Genomic DNA, 17033 nt, shown 5'->3' with positions numbered 1-17033 from the left:
ACGTTAAGATATTAAGCTGTTTGCATGACAGCGAGATACCACAACCATCCGACTACACGGATGCGCGGCAATCCTGCGCATCTACCGACCCATCTTCCGGACGGGCTGCCCGCCGATCGCCGCGACGTTCGCAGGCATCAAGTGCCGGCCAGCCTGCTCACTCCGGGCGACGTGCGCGACGGCGCCGACCTGGCCCGCCTGCTCGAGCAGCTGGGCTGCGGCGACGACCTGATCGTCGTCTCGAACCGGGCCCCTTGCATCCACTCCCATACGCCTGACGGCATCAAGGCCCAGCGCCCGGCCGGCGGCCTGGTCACGGCGCTCGAAGCGGTGCTGGCCAAGGAAGGCGGGTGCTGGATTGCCCACGGCAGCGGCGACGCCGACCGCGCCACCTGCGACGAGCACGACCGCGTGCGCAAGCACTACCTGAATGCTCCCTACCGCTTGCGCCGCCTGTGGCTGGACGCTGACGAAGTCGCCGGCTACTACGACGGCCTGTCCAACGAGGGCCTGTGGCCGCTGTGCCACCACACCGGGGTCGAGCCGACCTTCCGCGCCGCCGACTGGGACCATTATGTGAACGTCAACCGCCGTTTCGCCAACGCCGTGGTGGCCGAAGCCGCGAGCGCGCGTCCGGTGGTGCTGGTCCAGGATTACCACCTGGCGCTGGTGCCGCAGATGGTGCGCGAGCGCCTGCCGGAGGCGGTCATCGTGCTGTTCTGGCATATCCCGTTCCCGGCGCCGCAGCGCCTGGCGCGCCTGCCGTGGCGCGAGCGGGTGATCTCCAGCTTGCTGGCCAGCACCGTCGTCGGCCTGCAGACCCCGGGCGACCTGGCCAACTTCGAGCTGGCGCGCGCCGGCTGCGCCCAGGGCCCAGGTGCCGCCCACGTCGACGCCTACCCGATTTCGATCGCCTGGCCCGGCCGCCAGGAATTGCCCGCGCCGGGGCTGGGCGACGACGTCCGGCGCCGCTTCGGCATTGCGCCGGGGGTGCGCCTGCTGGTCGGCGTCGACCGCATGGATTACACCAAGGGCATACCGGAGCGGCTGCAGGCTTTCGAACTGCTGCTGGAACGGCGTCCCGAGCTGCTCGGACAGGTGACCCTGCTGCAGATCGGCGCGCCATGCCGCGGCGCGCTGCCGGCCTACCAGGAGGTCGCGCGCCAGGTGAAGGCGCTGACCGACCGGATCAATGCCCGGTTCAGTCCCCATGCGGGCGATGGCGCGTGGCAACCGGTGGTGCTGCACGCCGCCAGCGCCGATGCGGCCACCGTCGCCGACTGCTATCGCGCCAGCGACGTGTGCCTGGTCACCAGCCTGCACGACGGGATGAATCTGGTGGCCAAGGAATTCGTGGCGTCGCGCAGTGACCTGCGCGGCGCGCTGGTGCTCAGCCGCCAGGCCGGCGCCGCGGCCGAACTGGAGCAGGCCCTGCTGGTCGAGCCGCGCGACATCGCCGGCGTCGCCCGCGCGATCGGGCGCGCGCTGGACATGCCGGCGCAGGAGCAGACCGCCCGCATGCGCGCCATGCGCGCCGTGGTAAGCCAGAACACGGTATTCGGCTGGGCGGCCCGCCTGCTCGCCGACGGCATGCGGATCGCGGCCGGCCGCGCGGGGCGTCGGGCACTGGCAGGTCTGGGACGGCGCGCCGGGGACTGAACGCCGGCCGGTTCATCCACCGTGGGTCGCGGGGTTCAGGGACTGCCGAGGCACGGGTGCAGGCACGCGCTCAGCGCTGCCAGCGTATCGCCGAAGCCGCCACGCGCGCGCGCATCCACGCGGGCGCTGGTGAACACCCGCGGCGCGGCGCTCCAGGCGAAGCGCGCGCCGATATGCTCGAGCGCGCGCACCAGCATCACGTCTTCGTGGCAGTCGACCGCGGCGAACCCGCCGGCCGCCATGTAGGCCTCTGCGCTCACCCCCAGGTTGGCCCCGTGGATGTGGCGATGACCGTCGCGATCCTGGTAGTCGCGCACGAACTGCTCGCGCAGCGCCGCGGCCATGCCGGCATGCGGCGACCAGTCGTCCACCGCGACAGAGCCGCAGACCACGTCGGCGTCCTGCGCGAGCTGGGCGGCGAGCCACCCGGGTCCGACCCGGGTATCGGCGTCGGTGAACGCCAGCCAGCGCGCGCCTTGCTCGAGCAGGCGCCGCGCTCCGAGCGCACGCGCGGCGCCGACCCGGCGCGCCGCGATCTCGACCCATTCCAGGACGCAGCCGGCGGCCGCGAAGCGCTGCTGGTGCTGCGCGACGATGGCGCGCGAGCCGTCGGCGCAGGCATCGAGCACCACGCACACGCAGACTGGTTCGCGCGCCAGCGCGGGGTGGCGCGCGGCGCGCAGCAGCGAACGCAGGCAGGCGTCGAGGCAGGCTTCTTCGTTGTGGGCGGGAATGGCGACGCCGATCACGGGTGGCCTCCGGCCCGCGTCCAGGCCTCGAGCAGGAAGTCCTGGTCCTGGTGGCGCAGCGTGGGCGCGAGGCCCGGGAGCGCGGCGACCGCCCGGTGCAGCGCCTCGGTGCCGCAGGCGCGGTCGTCGAAGTCGTGCAGGTAGTGGCACAGCACCAGCTCGCCGTCCGGCGCCAGGCAGGCGGCGGCCCGCGCCAGCAGCGCGCTGGCGGCGTCCAGTTCGAAATAATAGGCCAGCTCGCTCACGACGATGAGATCGAACGTCTGGCCATCGGGCCAGTCGGCCGGCAGCCGGCGCCGTTCGAAACGCACCGCGCCGCGCGCGGCCGGCGGCAGGGCGCGCCGCGCCGCCTCGAGCGCCGCGCCCGCGCCGTCGCAGGCCAGCAGGCGCTCGCAACGCGCCGCGAGCGCTGCGCTCATTGCGCCGTTGCCGCAGCCGGGCTCGAATGCGCTGCGGTAGACGGGTTTGCCCAGGCTGGCCAGGAGGATGGCGCGTTTGCGCTGCTCGTACCAGGCGCCGCGCACGTTCCAGGGATCGTCGCTGGCCGCGTACAGCGCTTCGAAGTGGCGCAGGTGGTCGTCAATCATGGTCGGCAAAGAACAGCTCGAAGGGATGCAGCACGCGCGCCATGGCGAAGGCCGGCAGGATCGGGGCGGCGCCGGTGCTGGCGTCGGCCTCGATCTGGCTGGTAAAGCAGGCCAGCGCGGCGCGCTTGCGCGCGAGCGCATGGGCGGGCAGGGCCAGCTTGCGGGCGTTCGCCCACGGCATCGCGCCATCGCCCGGCGCGCTCCAGTGCCAGCCCCACACCGGCGCCTGCAGCAGGCTGGCCGCGTGCGCGCGCGCCGCCGCCGCGCAGGCGCGCGCCGTGGCCTCGTGGTCCGGATGGCCGTCGTGGCGCCAGGTGGTGATCAACAGGTCGCCGGGCCGCAGCAGCGCGCCCAGCTTCTGTGCCAGCTGCGGCTCGGCCGCGGCGACGGCGCCGTCGGGAATGCCGAGCCGTTCGATGCGCGCATGGGCCAGGCCCAGGCAGGCGAGCGCCGCCACGGTCTCGCGTGCGCGCTGCGCGCGCAGACGCGCCGGCGGCCAGTCGGGCGAGCCGGGGTGGCTCGCTTCGCCATCGGTGACGGCGACCACCAGCGGCGCGTCGCCCCGCTGCGCAAGCAGAAACAGCAGCGCGCCGCAGGCAAGGATTTCGTCGTCCGGGTGCGGGGCGACCACCACCACGCGCTTGCCCGGCGGCGCCAGCCGATCGAGCGTGGTGGACGGCGCGGCGGCCAGTTCAGTGGCCTGGCGCCAGGCCGCGGCCGTGGTGCCGGCGCCGGCGATGTGGCGCGAGTGCGCTACAGCGTCCATGGCGCCGCTCCCGATTCACCGACCAGGCGCCCGAGCGCTTCCAGGTCGCGTTCGGCATGGCTCTGGCGCAGGAAGATCGGCAGGTCGGCATACAGCCGCGCCAGCGCCGCGTCCTTGCACAGAGGGCCCGCGCCCAGCGCGCGGCCGGCCACGGCGAGCACCGCGCCCGCACTGGCTTCGACCGAGAGGCGCACCGACAGCGCCTCGCCCATGGCGTTGGCCTGCGGCGTGCGGTCGATCCGCGCCGCCGCTTCGCGCATCAGCGCGGCGCTGGCCTGCAGGGCCACTGCCGCTTCGCCCAGTTGCGCGAAGCGGTGCGGGTCGCCGCGGCCGGCCAGGCGTTCGGCCAGGGCGTCGGCAAGACGGGTCGCGGCGCCGAACCAGCAGGCCGCGACACCGGCGCCGCCGTGCCAGAAACCGGCGCGCTCCACATAGAATCCCGGCCCGCCCAGCGCCCGGGCCTCGACGGCGTCGAAATGCACGTCGACGCTGCCGCTGGCGGCCATGCCGACGGCGTTCCAGCCGTCGCCGGTCACCGTGACGCCGGCCTGGCGCAGGTCGACCGCGGCCAGCATCGCGGCGCCGTCGCGCCGCCAGCAGCTCACCACGGCGTGGGTGACGTCGCGCGCACCCGAACACCAGGCCTTGCGCCCGTCCAGCCGCAATCCTCCATCCCGGCCGGGGGACAGTGCCAGGCGCGCATCCGGCGGCTCGGCGCACCAGGTGGCCCAGAGCGCGTCGTCGCCGCCGGCGGGGGCGCCCGCTTCATGGAGGATGGCCAGGGCGTCGGTATGGCCTTCGAACAGCTTGGCAAGCGCAAGGTCGTGGGCGCCGACGGCCGCCAGCGCGCGCCAGCGTTCGAGCGTGGCGCCGTGGCCCGGCAGCGGCAGGCGGTCCAGGCCAAGCGCGACCAGCCGCTTGAATGCGGCCGCTGGCGCGGCATCGCGCAGGGACGGGAGCGCCGTGCGCAGGAGCGGCGCCAGGGGCGCGCCGGTGGAGGGCAGTTCGGAAGGCATCGCAGCTGTATTGTAAAAATTGCATCGTACCACTTACGCATGAGTTCGCCTGTCCGGCAGGCAGCCAGGCGTGCGTGCTGCAATGACGCATGCCGTGCTGCTACACTAGCCGCATCCCCGTCATCAGGCCGACGCCACTTTCCCATGGACCTCCAGCTCAGCAATATCGGTGAAGCCATCCAGCTGGCGACCGCGCCGGTATTCCTGCTGGCCGGGGTGGGCACGATGCTGATCGTGCTGACCAACCGCCTGGGCCGCCTGATCGACCGCAGCCGGGTGCTGGAAGAGCGCCTGAAGATGCGTCAGGAAAGCGATGACGTCGGTGAACTGCTCAACCTCCATCACCGCGCCCGTCTCATCAACGTCGGCATCGCCGCCAGCACCGCCTGCGGCTTGCTGATCTGCGTCGTGATCGCAACGCTGTTCCTCGAAGGCACCACCGACCTGCCGCTCGACCAGTACATCGTCCTGTGCTTCGTGGGCGGCATGCTGGCGCTGATTGTCGGCTTCGTCTATTTGATGCGCGAGATCGTGGTCTGCTGCAGCTTCATGCGCGCGCAGCAGCTCGCGGCGTTGGCCGGCTGCGGGGCGACGGGGCGATAGCGGGCAAGGCCGGGCGCACACGAGGCCTGCCCGGCCAGCTTGCCGTATCTTGCTGTGCCATGGTGGCGCATAATACGCAATGTTAGAGGTGACGCTGGCCAAGGCGCCGACCTTGGCCAGGAGACCGCCACGTTCTCATTCAGGCGCATCCGCGCCGTCGGCGCGCCAGACGTAGGGGCCGATAATCGTGCCCGTGAAACCGCCCGCCTTGCTGGTCGACAGGAAGGTCCCGTCGACGTCGGCGCGCAGCGTGCGCCGCACGCCGCCGGCGGTATAGAAGAAGTCCATGCTGCCGGCATCGAAGCGGATCTCGAGGTCGATCGCGTCGCCGTCCACGGGAGCGCTGGCCAGCAGGCGGTCGGCGCCGGTGTCGTCCCTGGCGTCGGCCTTGTCGCGCACGATCAGCGCCAGCACGTCGCGCCGGCCCAGCCGGGTCACGCCGTAGAACAGGTGCGAAGCGTCGCTCTGGTAGGCCACGAGGCCGGCGCGGTCGCCTTCGCGGGCGGGCCGAAAGCGCAGGCTGGCGCCGACCGTGGCGATGTGATGCTGCTGGCGCCGCGCAAGGAAGGCCGGCGTTGCTTTCAGGTCGCCGAGCCGGCCGCGCGGCTCCAGCACTAGGCGCCCCGCCGCCAGGCGGTGGAATGGCGCGGCCGGGGTGCGCACGCCGATCCAGGCCTCGGACAGGCGCGCGCCGTCGAACTCGTCGACATAGGCGAAGTCGCCGGACAGCGGCGGGGCGGGGCGCGCCTGCGGCGCCAGCGCGGGCCGATCGGCGACGAAGGGAATCGCCTTGCCGTCCTCGAGCACCAGCGGCCAGTCGTCCTTCCAGGTGACGGGCAGCAGGAAGGTCTCGCGTCCGATGTTGTACATGCCGTCGCGGTAGGGCCGGGTGGCCAGGAAGGTTGCCCACCATTGCCCGTCCGGGGTCTGGACGAACTTGGCGTGGCCGGCCGAGGTCACCGGGTTCGGGCGCGCCGGATCGAGCTTGCGCTGGCTGAGGATTGGATTATGCGCATGAGGCGTGAACGGACCGCGCACGCTGGCCGAGCGGAACACCACTTGCGAATGGTTGTCGCCGGTGCCGCCTTCGGCTGCGATCAGGTAGTAATGGCTGCCCCGGCGGAAGATATGCGGCCCCTCGATCCAGCTCGGTTCGGCCGCGATGTCGACGCCGCCGTTGACGAGCAAGGTGCGATCGCCCTTGACCGCCAGCGCGGCGGGGTCGAATTCCTGGACCCAGATCGCGCGGTGGCCGTCGTAGCGCGGGTTCTCTGCCGGAGCGTCGTTGCCGACCAGGTAGACCTTGCCATCCGTATCCCAGAACAGCGAAGGGTCGATGCCGCCGAAGGCGAGCTTGACCGGCTCGGACCACGGGCCCTCCGGTCTGGTGGCGGTCATGACCATATTGCCGCCGCAATCGACGCAGGTGGTCACCACGTAGAACACGCCTTTGTGGAAAGAGATGTCGGGGGCGAAAATGCCGCGTGATGAACTCAGGCCCTGGAAGTTCGCTTGCGAAGGCCGGCTGATCACGTTGGCGATCTGGGTCCAGGTGCTCAGGTCGCGCGAATGGAACAGGGGCAGGCCGGGGAAGTTCGTGAACGACGAATTGATCAGGTAATAGTCGTCGTCCACGCGCAGCACGGAGGGGTCGGGGTAATAGCCGGACAGGATCGGATTGCGGTATTGCGTGGCGGTGGGCGTTACCGTCTCCTGCGACCGGCCTTGATAGCTGAAGCGCTCGAAGAGGGCGGCTCGGGCCGATGCGCCATCGGTGGCGGATTGGCTGCCCGGAGTGGAGCAGGCCGCCAATCCGGCAATGGATGCGATGCCTGCCAGGGTGCGTAGGGAAATCATGATGACCTTGAAAAATTAACCGCCGCTTTGGATGCGTCAGGCGGTTGGGATCGTAAGGGGAACGTCACGAATGATTGCGCAATCATTGTCGTTCAATAAATACTAGCCCGCAATACAAAGTTGAGTCCGGAAGATATATCGGGGACTGGCACAGTCTAGGTCTTTGCATCAAAACGTAACTAACCAACAAAGTTACAACGCCAAACAAGTATCTTCACAGCCGCTGACTACGAAAGCGCTAACACATCAGACGAAAGCCACCAGGAAACAGGATGAACGTTCGGCAAGGCCAGGGGAGGGCATGGCAAGGAACATGCGGATTCCTGCTATCGCGATAGGGATCTTGATTCCGATACTTTCGGAGTTGCGGTATCCTTGCGGCAGGAGGATATCGATGAGAGCTGATTTTCGGCTGGCGCGCATGCTGCACGCGCTGGTGCATATACACGGCCGCAAGGGCACGACGAGTTCGGAAGAGCTGGCTGTCATGCTGGACACCAATCCCGTCCTGGTCCGCCGCATGATGGGCGGCTTGCGCGAGGCGGGTTACGTGCGCTCGACCGCGGGCCGCAATGGCGGCTGGGTGATGGCGGTGGACCCGGACGCCATTACGGTGCTGGACGTCTACGAGGCGCTCGAAGAGCCGGTGATCTTCGCCATCGGGGCGCATGTCGATCATCCTGGCTGTCTTCAAGAGCAGGCGATCAACGGCGCACTCGAGGTGGCGATGGCGCAGGCGGCGGGCGCCTTGCTGCGCGAGTTCAGCCAGGTGAAACTGTCGGCATTCATCCCGGCCCCGACCGTCAGGCCGGAGTGATGTAGCGGGGCTCTGGCTCTGGGAAAACCGCCACTGCAGGAGTGCCGATTTAATGGATATCGTATTTCGTCGAGTGGCAATATAAGCACATCACCGCTCAAGCTGCGCAACCGGATGGTGGCGCTCGCGCAGCGCCGTCGTGCAGCGAATCCGGCACTCCACGAGTGACGGTTATCACGCCGTACGAAGCGTGTCGCATGCATGCACACGCCGGAAAAGCGACTCGTCGGTAGTGACGTCAATCGAATTACCGCTTGCGATCGGGCGGGCGCGTATCTAACCTGTTTCGCTTCTGCCGCGGACCACCGATGCCCAGGCGGCCGGCAGAGGGTCCCGCGGGCGCCTTTCGCGGGTATCGCCAACCACTGCCGGAACGCATTGCCGCGTCCTGTCTCCGTCTCGCCGCAGGCCCTTCTCCGGCAGCTCAAGGAGTAGATCATGAAAGCTGTTGTCTACCGAGGTCCCAACCAGGTTGCGGTCGAAAACGTGCCAGATCCCAAGATCGAACGCCCGACGGATGCGATCGTCAAGATCACCAGCACCAACATCTGTGGCTCCGACCTGCACATGTACGAGGGGCGGACCGATTTCGAGCAGGGCCGCGTCTTTGGCCACGAGAACCTGGGCGTGGTCCTGGAAGTCGGTCCCGCGGTCGAGCGGCTCAAGCCCGGCGATTGGGTCTGCATGCCCTTCAACGTCAGCTGCGGGCATTGCAAGAACTGCGAACGCGGGCTGACCGCCTACTGCCTCAGGGCGAACGTGCCCGGCATCGTCGGCGCCGCCTTCGGCTTTGCCTCCATGGGGCCATGGCAGGGCGGGCAAGCCGAATTCCTGCGCGTGCCCTGGGCCGACTTCATCTGCCTGAAGCTGCCGCCGGACGCGGAGCAAAAACAGTCCGACTACGTGATGTGCGCGGACATCTTCCCGACCGGCTGGCACGCGACCGAGCTGGCCCGCATGAAGCCCGGCGATGCGGTGGTAATTTACGGCGCCGGGCCGGTCGGCCTGATGGCCGCGCACTCGGCGATGATCAAGGGAGCGTGCAGCGTGATGGTGGTGGATTGCCATTCGGACCGGCTCAAGCTGGCCGAGTCGATCGGCGCGGTGGCCATCGATTTTTCCAAGGAAGACCCGGTGCAGCGGGTGATGGACCTGACCCACGGGCGCGGCGCGGACGTGGGCTGCGAATGCGTGGGCTACCAGTGCCACGATCACCACCATCACCGGCAGGAACGGCCCGAACTCACGATGAACAACCTGGTCGCCTCGGTCAAGCCCACCGGCGGGATCGGCGTGGTGGGGGTGTTCATTCCGCAGGACCCGAACGCCCCGGACGCGCTCGAGAAAGAAGGCAAGATCGCGCTCGATTGGGGCGCGCTCTGGTTCAAGGGCCAGCTCGTCGCCACCGGCCAGTGCAACGTCAAGGCCTATAACCGGCAATTACGCGACCTGATCCACGCCGGCCGCGCCAAGCCGTCATTCATCGTGTCGCACGAGCTCAAGCTCGACCAGGCGCCGGACGCCTACCAGCACTTCGACCAGCGCGAGCACGGCTGGACCAAGGTGATCCTGCACCCGGGTTCCTAGGGGCGCAGGGCGCGCGGCGGCAGGAAGAAGCGTCGCGCGCCCATGACGAACGTGCCACCGGCGCCGGTGTCCAACCTTCTCCCTGGGGCACAGCCACCTGTCCAATGTGCTCGGGAATATGGGAATCCGCTCTAAGCTGCGCGACAACCCGGCTTGGTGCGCAAGGGCCCCAGCGCCACCGCGGCGGTGGGCGCAACAGCGCAAACAGTGTTCTCCCAGCGGTCGCCATGTACTTTCACCATTGTTTTCACCCGGAGGCAAGCAATGAACCCGCAACAGAACCAATCCACGGGGCCGGCCGCCCAGCTTGCCCATCCAGGCGTGCATGGCGCGATGGCCGGCGCCGCCCATGACCAGGAAGTGCCGGAAGTTGACCTGCTCAGTCCGCTAACGCTGCGCAGCCTGACTTTGCGCAACCGCATCGCCATGGCGCCGATGTGCCAGTATTCGGCCGTGGAGGGCATGGCCAACGACTGGCATCTGGTGCACCTGGGCAGCCGCGCGGTGGGCGGCGCCGGGCTCGTGATCGTCGAGGCGACTGGTGTCACGCCGGACGGCCGCATCACCCCGGGCGACCTGGGGCTCTGGAGCGACGATCAGATCGAACCCCTGGCGCGCATCGCCCGCTTCCTGGAAGGCCAGGGCGCGTGCGCGGGCATCCAGCTCGCGCACGCGGGACGCAAGGCGAGTACGGCGGCACCGTGGACGGGCGGCGCTACCCTGACGACGCCCGAGGAGGGCGGTTGGCCCGTGGTCGCGCCCAGTCCGATCCCGTTCCATCCGAACGATCCAACGCCCATCGCGCTCGACGAAGCCGGCATCGACGGCATCGTCGACGCCTTCGAGGCGGCTGCGCGGCGCTCACTTGCCGCCGGGTTCAAGGTGTTGGAAATCCACGCCGCGCATGGCTACCTGCTGCATGAATTCCTGTCGCCGCACAGTAATCAGCGCACTGACGGGTACGGCGGCAGCCTCGAGAACCGGATGCGCTTCTTGCTGCGCGTCGCCGAACGCATGCGCGCCACCGTTCCCGCCGAGCTGCCGCTGTTCGTGCGCATCTCCGCCACCGACTGGGTCGCCGGCGGCTGGGACATCGAGCAGTCGGTCGAACTGACGCAGCGCCTCAAGGACCTGGGCGTCGATCTCATCGACGTGTCGACGGGCGGCAATCTGCCGACCGCACGCATTCCCGTCGCCAAGCGCTACCAGGTGCCATGCAGCCGCCGCATCCGCGACGACGCCGGCATCCTTACCGGCACGGTCGGGCTGATCACGGATCCGAAGGAGGCGGACGACATCGTGACCGGGGGCGACGCCGACCTGGTGCTGGTCGGGCGCGAATTGCTGCGCGAGCCGTACTGGAGCCTGAAGGCCCAGCATGCGTTCGAGGAGGAGCCGGATTGGCCGGTGCAATATGGCTATGCCGTGAAACGCCGCGCGAAATGACCAGGCTGCGATCCCGGCGATCGACGCGTCGAGCGCCGGCGCAAACGGCGAAGTGAGTTCCGGGCGCCGGTGTTTGCGGACAACGCTATTGCGCGCCGCGACCTGGCGCTCAGATCGCCTCCTTGCGCATCGGCGTGCCGGACCCAGCCAGCAGCTCCATCGGCAGCGGAAAGACGATGGTGGTCGATTTGTCGCCTGCGATCGAACCGAGCGTCTGCATGTAGCGCAGCTGCATCGCGCCAGGCTGCTGCGCCAGCACGTAAGCCGCCTGCTGCAGTTTTTCCGAGGCCTGCAGCTCGCCTTCCGCGTGGATCACCTTGGCGCGCCGCTCTCGCTCGGCCTCGGCCTGGCGCGCGATGGCGCGCACCATCGATTCGTCCAGGTCGACGTGCTTGATCTCGACGTTCGCGACCTTGATGCCCCAGGCGTCGGTCTGGGCGTCGAGAACCTGCTGGATGTCCATGTTCAGCCGTTCGCGTTCGGCCAGCATCTCGTCAAGCTCGTGCTTGCCGAGCACGGCGCGCAGCGTGGTCTGGGCCAGCTGGCTGGTCGCTTCCATGAAGTTCGCGACCTGGATGATGGCGCGTTCCGGATCGACCACCCGAAAATAGATCACGGCATTGACCTTGACCGAGACGTTGTCGCGAGAGATCACGTCCTGGGTCGGCACGTCGTGCACGATGGTGCGCAGGTCAACCCGGACCATTTGCTGCAATACCGGGATGATGATGATCAGCCCCGGACCCTTCACGCCCCAGAAACGGCCCAACTGGAACACGACGCCGCGCTCGTACTCGCGCAGTATCCGGATTGCCGCTGCCAGCAGCACCAGCACCAAAAACAAGACGGCGCCAAGGCCGATGCCGAATCCGGGAATCGCGATCATGGTGAAGCTCTCCTAGTTTTTCTCGACAGGGGAGACGTCCAGGGTCAGGCCTCGTCTGCCGATGATCCGGACGACTTGCGAAGGAAACAGGGGAAAACCGCCTGCGACGTGCCAGAGCTCGCCATCCACGCGGGTCCAGCCCTGGCGCGCGTCGTTGTCGGCCACCTTCTCGACCGTGCACAGTGTGCCGATGAGGCCTTCGACGCCGCTCGTTACCTTGCGCCGGCGCGTCTTCATGGCCAGGCGCATCGTCCCGAACAGCAGCAGCGCGCTGGCCACGGCAAGCGTGCCCACCAGGCCGGGGGGGATGCCATAGCCCGGCAGTTCGGTATCGATGAGCATGAGTGCGCCGGCGACGAAGGCGGCGATCCCACCGAGTCCGAGAATGCCGAAGCTGGGCAGGAAGGCCTCGGCGCACATGAAGACCAGACCGAGCACGATCAGGGCCAGTCCGACGTAATTTACCGGCAATAGCTGCAGGGCATACAGACCCAGGAGCAGGCAGATCCCTCCGATCACGCCCGGCGCGACCGAACCCGGGTTCATGAACTCGAATACCAGGCCGTAGATCCCGAGGGTCATCAACAACAGGGCAACGCTTGGATTGGTGATCGCCACGAGCAGCCTTGTGCGCCAGTCGGGCGCGTACTCGACGATGATCGCGCCCTTGGTCGCCAGGCGGCGCTGCTGGCCAAGCACCGCGACGGACTGGCCCTCCAGCTGGCCGAGCAGGGCCGGCACGTCCGCCGCCAGATACCCGATGACGTTCTGCTGCAGGGCTTCCTCGGCCGTGAGGCTGATCGATTCTCGCACGGCGCGTTCCGCCCATTCGGCGTTGCGCCCGCGCAGCTGCGCCAGGCCGCGCAGGTAGGCCGCGGCGTCGTTGAGCTGCTTGGCGCTCATGCGCGAGGCCACGTCCTCGCCGCCTTGCCCGTCCTTTTGCTTGCCGTCCCGCTCGCCGGATGCCGGCGGCTGCGGCGCGAGGCCGATCTCGACCGGGGTGGCCGCGCCGACATTGGTGCCGGGCGCCATGGCGGCAATGTGGCTCGCATACAGCAGATAGGTGCCGGCGCTGGCCGCGCGCGCGCCGCTTGGCGCCACGTAGGCCGCCACCGGCACCGGCGAACCGAGGATCGCCTTGATCACGGTGCGCATCGCGGTATCGAGGCCGCCCGGCGTGTCCATTTTGAGGATCAGCAGCTGGTGGCCTTGCGCGGCGGAGCGCTCGATGCCGCGAACGACATGGTCGGCGTTTGCCGGGCCGAGCGCGCCGTCGATCGTCAAGAGGCCCACGCCCGGTGCGGCGCAGGCCGGGGCGGGCAACAGCGCGAGCAGGGCCAGCAGGATAAGCAGGCAGGCGGCCCGGAGCGACGCGATCCTTTTCGCCAGCCGGCTCGCGCGCGGATCGGGGCGGGGGACAGTAGCTTGCCGGGTAGCGCTCATGGAGAATTTTTCCTGTTCCCTTACTTGACGAGCGTGACCGGCACGCGCGCCAGGCCGAGCCCCGGCGCGCGAGCGCACCAGAGAGCAGGCTGGCGATGAGGCCTGGGCCATGCGTCCCCTTGACGATGCAGGCATGGCCGTGCTCGCGCACCTGGGCGGCTATCTCGTCGGCCGCCTGCCCGACACGGCAGGACCCACGCGACACAACGCCGGCATCATGCAGAAGTGCCGAAGGTACGCAGGCGCCACAGGCGGCAGCCGGCTGCCACCAGTGTTTCTGGCGTTGGACAGGTGCAGCCCCCTCCGAAGTTCCGTTTTACCGCTGCGCACCTTCGTCGACATGAACGATGATTGATGCGACCCACCAGCGCCAGCGTCGGCGTACGCGGATGGTCGGGTATCATTTCGCTATCCGGCGGCAAAGGCGGCGTAGGCTCAGTGAGATGGATGAGCGCGACGACAATGCGTCAGCGCTTGCGTCGTTCGACCAAGGTCGGTTCGCGCGCATCCGGCGCGCATGATGGCGCCCCCTGCCGTCAGATGCCGGAAGGGCCGCTCTTTTTAGATGAGGTTTGTGTTGCCAAAAGAATTCAGTAGCGCCGACATCGACGCCGTCTACAGCGTCATCGCCAACCGCCGCGATGTGCGCCACTTCATACCGGGGGAGGTCAGCGAGGAGGTTCTGCTGCGCCTGCTGACTGCGGCGCACCAGGCGCCCAGTGTTGGGCTGATGCAACCCTGGCGTTTCATCCGCATCAAGGATGGTGCCGTGCGCGAACAGATCTGCCAGATCGTAGACGACGAACGCCAAGCGACCGCGGCTGCACTGGGCGATCGCGGCGACGCCTTCATGCGGCTGAAGGTCGAAGGCATTCGGGAGTGTGGTGAAGTGCTGGTGGCGGCGTTGATGGACCGGCGTGAACGCCATGTGTTCGGCCGCCGCACCCTGCCCGAGATGGATCTCGCATCGGTGGCCTGCGCAATCCAGAACATGTGGCTGGCTTCGCGCGCCGAGGGGCTTGGCATGGGCTGGGTGTCGCTGTTCGATCCCGCCAGGCTGGCTGGGCTACTTGGCATCCCGGATGGCGCCAAGCCGGTTGCCATCCTCTGCCTGGGTCACGTGACCGCATTCTATACGAAACCCATGCTCGAACTGGAGGGCTGGGCTCGGCCCGCTTCCCTGGACGCGCTGCTGTCGACCGACCGCTGGCGGCCTGACCCGCAGCCATGTTAAGCGGCATGCTTTTGCACGGCCTTTGGACCATCGCTGATGGTTAACCCGGTTCAGTGCACCCATCTGTTGTAGTTAGAGAAACTAGTGAGGCTGGTTGAGGCGGTGAGGGCGGGGGCGCCGCGCCGGTTGTGTACTGTGCCGATGATGGCTCTGGGCGCGTAGCACGGCTTCGTGTCGATGCCGATTGCCAACGGCCGGGGCCGAGGTGTAGTTGCCTTTGCCCACCGTCGCCGTCGGATGGCTGTTCTCGGCGACGCTGCTGACGCTGTTCATGCTGCCTTCGCTTATGCGTGGTTGAGACGTCCGAAGCCCAACGAGCCTGCGTAGTGAACATGGCGTGCTGGCGATAGACTTGGGATGTAAATAACTGCGCCATGGATCTTCGCCGCTCATCGCCATGGGACTGGATCGATCGACTATCCCCGATACGTTGCGCAGGCGGTAGCGCTTGGCCGTCAGTCGTTTCTGCGTTGGACGAGTGCATCCCTCTTCAAAGTTCCTTCCGACCACCCCGTCTCCAAACCACATCAGATGGATCCGTAAGCAATAGGGACGGATGCGCAACCGGGCCGGAAAAGAAGCGATTTCATCGCGAAACAGCCCCAAACGTGGCAAAAAGGCTGCAATTCGACGTGAATTATGGATCTGTCGCCTATATAGTCCAAAGCTGGTGCTATACTTGTTGCCTTACGGAAACTACATTTCCCTCCCTTCTATTGTGTCCGCTGTCAGGCGTGTTCGACGGCGCGCGCATTCTTGCAGAGTCAATCATGAAATTCACAGATTTGAAAATTGGGGTCCGCCTCGGCCTCGGTTTTTCCGTTCTCCTTCTTTTGCTCGCGGCCGTGGCCGGCATTGGCATGACACGCCTGCAAGACGTTGGCCTGACCAACCGTGCAATGGTCGAGGAAGACCTTGCTTCCGCACGCATTGTCCGGGAATGGGTGGGTCTCGCCGAGGTGACCGGCGTACGCAGCCTGGCGGCGCTCGAGGCCGGCAATGAGCAGGCAACCAAATTTTTCCTCGACACCATCGCCACGACAACCAAGCGCGGCGTCGAGTTGCAGCGCCAGCTGCAGGAACGCCTGGCCGATGATCCCTTGGGCAAGGAGCTGTTTGCCGAGGCCCAGGCGATCAGGAAGCCATATCGCGCAGCGCTCGATTCCGCGTTCAAGGCCAAGGCAAATGGCGACATGGTTGAGGCTAACCGCCTGATGGAGGTCGATGTCAGGCCGCGTCTGGCCGCACTCGGCGCCGCTCAGGGCAAGCTGGCGCAGCATCTGCAAGGCAAACTGGATGCACGCAGCCTCCTGGTGGAGGAAGCCTTCCTGAGCGGCCGCGTGCAACTGCTGTCGCTCAGCATCGCGGCTTTCCTCGCCGGTGTGGTCATCATGGTCTTGATTGCACGCTCGATCACGCGCCCGCTGGAGCGGGCGGTCGGCATCGCCGAGGCGGTTGCCGGCGGCGACCTGAGTATCGAGGCCGTGGCGACGGGACGCGACGAGATCGGCCAGTTGCTGCGCGCCCTGCAGGACATGACCAAACGCTTGGCCGGCATCGTGGCCGAAGTGCGTATCGGCACCGATAGTATTGCGACCGCATCCGAACAAATTGCGTCGGGCAACCTCGATCTGTCGGCCCGCACCGAGCAGCAAGCCAGTGCGCTCGAGGAAACCGCCTCTTCGATGGAAGAGCTGACGGGCACCGTGCGCCAGAATGCCGATAACGCGCATCAAGCAAAGCAGATGGCGATCTCGGCTTCCGAAGTGGCCACCCGCGGCGGCGCCGTGGTGGCGGAAGTGGTCGACACGATGGGGGCGATTAACGAATCCGCCCGCAAGATGGCCGAGATCATCGGTGTGATCGACGGCATCGCCTTCCAGACCAATATCCTCGCGCTGAACGCGGCGGTGGAGGCGGCCCGCGCCGGTGAACAGGGGCGTGGCTTTGCCGTTGTCGCGGCGGAAGTACGTAACCTGGCCCAGCGCAGCGCCGCAGCCGCCAAGGAAATCAAAGGCCTGATCGATAGCTCGTCCGAGAAAGTCGGCATCGGCAGCGAACTGGTCGGCCGCGCAGGGCAGACCATGAGCGAGGTGGTCGCCAGCGTGCGTCGCGTCAGCGACGTGATCGCGGAAATCACCTCTGCCAGCCAGGAGCAGCGCGCCGGCATCGAGCAGGTCAACGGTGCGATCGTCCAAATGGACCAGGTCACCCAGCAGAATGCGGCCCTGGTCGAGGAGGCGGCGGCGGCAGCCGGCGCCATGCAGGACCAGGCCGCCGATCTGGCGCGCTCGGTCAGCGTATTCCGGCTTCCCGCCGCCCCCGTACCAGCGCTCGGACGCCACGCCGAACCGGCCCTGCTGACCCGTGCCAGCTAATCAAT

General features: G+C 67.7%; 14 protein-coding genes. 7 read left to right on the top strand and 7 right to left on the bottom strand.

Translation table 11 applies throughout. From position 1 onward, the window contains the following. Positions 1 to 141: 141 nt before the first annotated feature. Positions 142 to 1659 (top strand): alpha,alpha-trehalose-phosphate synthase (UDP-forming), encoded by a 1518-nt coding sequence (locus ABIB38_RS21625; RefSeq protein WP_429206761.1) that lies wholly within the window; start codon positions 142 to 144, stop codon positions 1657 to 1659. A 35-nt stretch (positions 1660 to 1694) separates the two neighbouring features. Here ABIB38_RS21625 and ABIB38_RS21620 read toward each other — a convergent pair whose 3' ends face one another. From ABIB38_RS21620 to ABIB38_RS21605, 4 genes are read right to left on the bottom strand one after another with little or no spacing between them, the layout of a single operon-like run. Beyond that, positions 1695 to 2408, bottom strand: a complete 714-nt coding sequence (locus tag ABIB38_RS21620; protein ID WP_429206760.1) for a glycosyltransferase — start codon at positions 2406 to 2408, stop codon at positions 1695 to 1697. After that, on the bottom strand, positions 2405 to 2995 hold the full coding sequence (locus tag ABIB38_RS21615; protein WP_429206786.1) for a methyltransferase domain-containing protein: 591 nt from the start codon (positions 2993 to 2995) through the stop codon (positions 2405 to 2407). Before ABIB38_RS21615 ends, ABIB38_RS21620 begins: the two co-directional genes overlap by 4 nt. Beyond that, positions 2988 to 3761, bottom strand: coding sequence for a PIG-L deacetylase family protein (locus tag ABIB38_RS21610; RefSeq protein ID WP_429206759.1), 774 nt, complete (start codon positions 3759 to 3761; stop codon positions 2988 to 2990). Before ABIB38_RS21610 ends, ABIB38_RS21615 begins: the two co-directional genes overlap by 8 nt. Further along, positions 3749 to 4777, bottom strand: coding sequence for an acyl-CoA dehydrogenase (locus ABIB38_RS21605; protein WP_429206758.1), 1029 nt, complete (start codon positions 4775 to 4777; stop codon positions 3749 to 3751). Before ABIB38_RS21605 ends, ABIB38_RS21610 begins: the two co-directional genes overlap by 13 nt. Positions 4778 to 4921: 144 nt before the next feature. On the opposite strand from ABIB38_RS21605, the gene ABIB38_RS21600 reads away from it, so the two are divergent. After that, the gene (locus tag ABIB38_RS21600) at positions 4922 to 5380 is read left to right on the top strand and encodes a DUF2721 domain-containing protein (protein ID WP_429206757.1); all 459 of its coding nucleotides are present in this window, start codon (positions 4922 to 4924) and stop codon (positions 5378 to 5380) included. A 135-nt stretch (positions 5381 to 5515) separates the two neighbouring features. Here ABIB38_RS21600 and ABIB38_RS21595 read toward each other — a convergent pair whose 3' ends face one another. Then, on the bottom strand, positions 5516 to 7237 hold the full coding sequence (locus ABIB38_RS21595; RefSeq protein WP_429206756.1) for a glycoside hydrolase family 43 protein: 1722 nt from the start codon (positions 7235 to 7237) through the stop codon (positions 5516 to 5518). 394 nt (positions 7238 to 7631) lie between these two features. On the opposite strand from ABIB38_RS21595, the gene ABIB38_RS21590 reads away from it, so the two are divergent. From ABIB38_RS21590 to ABIB38_RS21580, 3 genes are all read left to right on the top strand, one after another. Next, a complete protein-coding gene (locus ABIB38_RS21590) occupies positions 7632 to 8054 on the top strand; it encodes an Rrf2 family transcriptional regulator (RefSeq protein WP_429206755.1) in 423 nt (140 codons plus the stop codon). Positions 8055 to 8492: 438 nt separating this feature from the next. After that, positions 8493 to 9641 (top strand): glutathione-independent formaldehyde dehydrogenase, encoded by a 1149-nt coding sequence (locus ABIB38_RS21585; RefSeq protein WP_429206754.1) that lies wholly within the window; start codon positions 8493 to 8495, stop codon positions 9639 to 9641. A 264-nt stretch (positions 9642 to 9905) separates the two neighbouring features. Further along, positions 9906 to 11087, top strand: coding sequence for an NADH:flavin oxidoreductase/NADH oxidase (locus tag ABIB38_RS21580; protein ID WP_429206753.1), 1182 nt, complete (start codon positions 9906 to 9908; stop codon positions 11085 to 11087). A gap of 109 nt (positions 11088 to 11196) precedes the next feature. Here the strand turns inward: ABIB38_RS21580 and ABIB38_RS21575 are convergent, their stop codons facing one another. Both ABIB38_RS21575 and ABIB38_RS21570 read right to left on the bottom strand, forming a co-directional pair. Next, positions 11197 to 11973, bottom strand: a complete 777-nt coding sequence (locus ABIB38_RS21575) for a slipin family protein (protein ID WP_429206752.1) — start codon at positions 11971 to 11973, stop codon at positions 11197 to 11199. Positions 11974 to 11985: 12 nt separating this feature from the next. After that, the gene (locus tag ABIB38_RS21570) at positions 11986 to 13416 is read right to left on the bottom strand and encodes an NfeD family protein (protein WP_429206751.1); all 1431 of its coding nucleotides are present in this window, start codon (positions 13414 to 13416) and stop codon (positions 11986 to 11988) included. 577 nt (positions 13417 to 13993) lie between these two features. Here ABIB38_RS21570 and bluB point away from each other — a divergent pair. Both bluB and ABIB38_RS21560 read left to right on the top strand, forming a co-directional pair. Then, positions 13994 to 14650, top strand: coding sequence for a 5,6-dimethylbenzimidazole synthase (gene bluB, locus ABIB38_RS21565; RefSeq protein WP_429206750.1), 657 nt, complete (start codon positions 13994 to 13996; stop codon positions 14648 to 14650). A gap of 770 nt (positions 14651 to 15420) precedes the next feature. After that, entirely contained in the window at positions 15421 to 17028 is a 1608-nt protein-coding gene (locus ABIB38_RS21560; RefSeq protein ID WP_429206749.1) for a methyl-accepting chemotaxis protein, read from the top strand. The last annotated feature ends 5 nt before the right edge of the window (positions 17029 to 17033 follow it).

This window comes from Massilia sp. UYP11 (genome assembly GCF_050434805.1).
Classification (GTDB): domain Bacteria; phylum Pseudomonadota; class Gammaproteobacteria; order Burkholderiales; family Burkholderiaceae_D; genus Telluria.
This window is presented reverse-complemented; position numbering and strand designations above follow the sequence as displayed.

Bases quoted from the DNA above. Each gene is read 5' to 3' on its own strand.
- ABIB38_RS21600 (WP_429206757.1), top strand. From the start codon at position 4,922: ATGGACCTCCAGCTCAGCAATATCGGTGAAGCCATCCAGCTGGCGACC.
- ABIB38_RS21575 (WP_429206752.1), bottom strand. From the start codon at position 11,973: ATGATCGCGATTCCCGGATTCGGCATCGGCCTTGGCGCCGTCTTGTTT.
- ABIB38_RS21605 (WP_429206758.1), bottom strand. From the start codon at position 4,777: ATGCCTTCCGAACTGCCCTCCACCGGCGCGCCCCTGGCGCCGCTCCTG.
- ABIB38_RS21595 (WP_429206756.1), bottom strand. From the start codon at position 7,237: ATGATTTCCCTACGCACCCTGGCAGGCATCGCATCCATTGCCGGATTG.
- ABIB38_RS21610 (WP_429206759.1), bottom strand. From the start codon at position 3,761: ATGGACGCTGTAGCGCACTCGCGCCACATCGCCGGCGCCGGCACCACG.
- ABIB38_RS21615 (WP_429206786.1), bottom strand. From the start codon at position 2,995: ATGATTGACGACCACCTGCGCCACTTCGAAGCGCTGTACGCGGCCAGC.
- ABIB38_RS21570 (WP_429206751.1), bottom strand. From the start codon at position 13,416: ATGAGCGCTACCCGGCAAGCTACTGTCCCCCGCCCCGATCCGCGCGCG.
- ABIB38_RS21590 (WP_429206755.1), top strand. From the start codon at position 7,632: ATGAGAGCTGATTTTCGGCTGGCGCGCATGCTGCACGCGCTGGTGCAT.
- ABIB38_RS21560 (WP_429206749.1), top strand. From the start codon at position 15,421: ATGAAATTCACAGATTTGAAAATTGGGGTCCGCCTCGGCCTCGGTTTT.
- ABIB38_RS21585 (WP_429206754.1), top strand. From the start codon at position 8,493: ATGAAAGCTGTTGTCTACCGAGGTCCCAACCAGGTTGCGGTCGAAAAC.
- ABIB38_RS21580 (WP_429206753.1), top strand. From the start codon at position 9,906: ATGAACCCGCAACAGAACCAATCCACGGGGCCGGCCGCCCAGCTTGCC.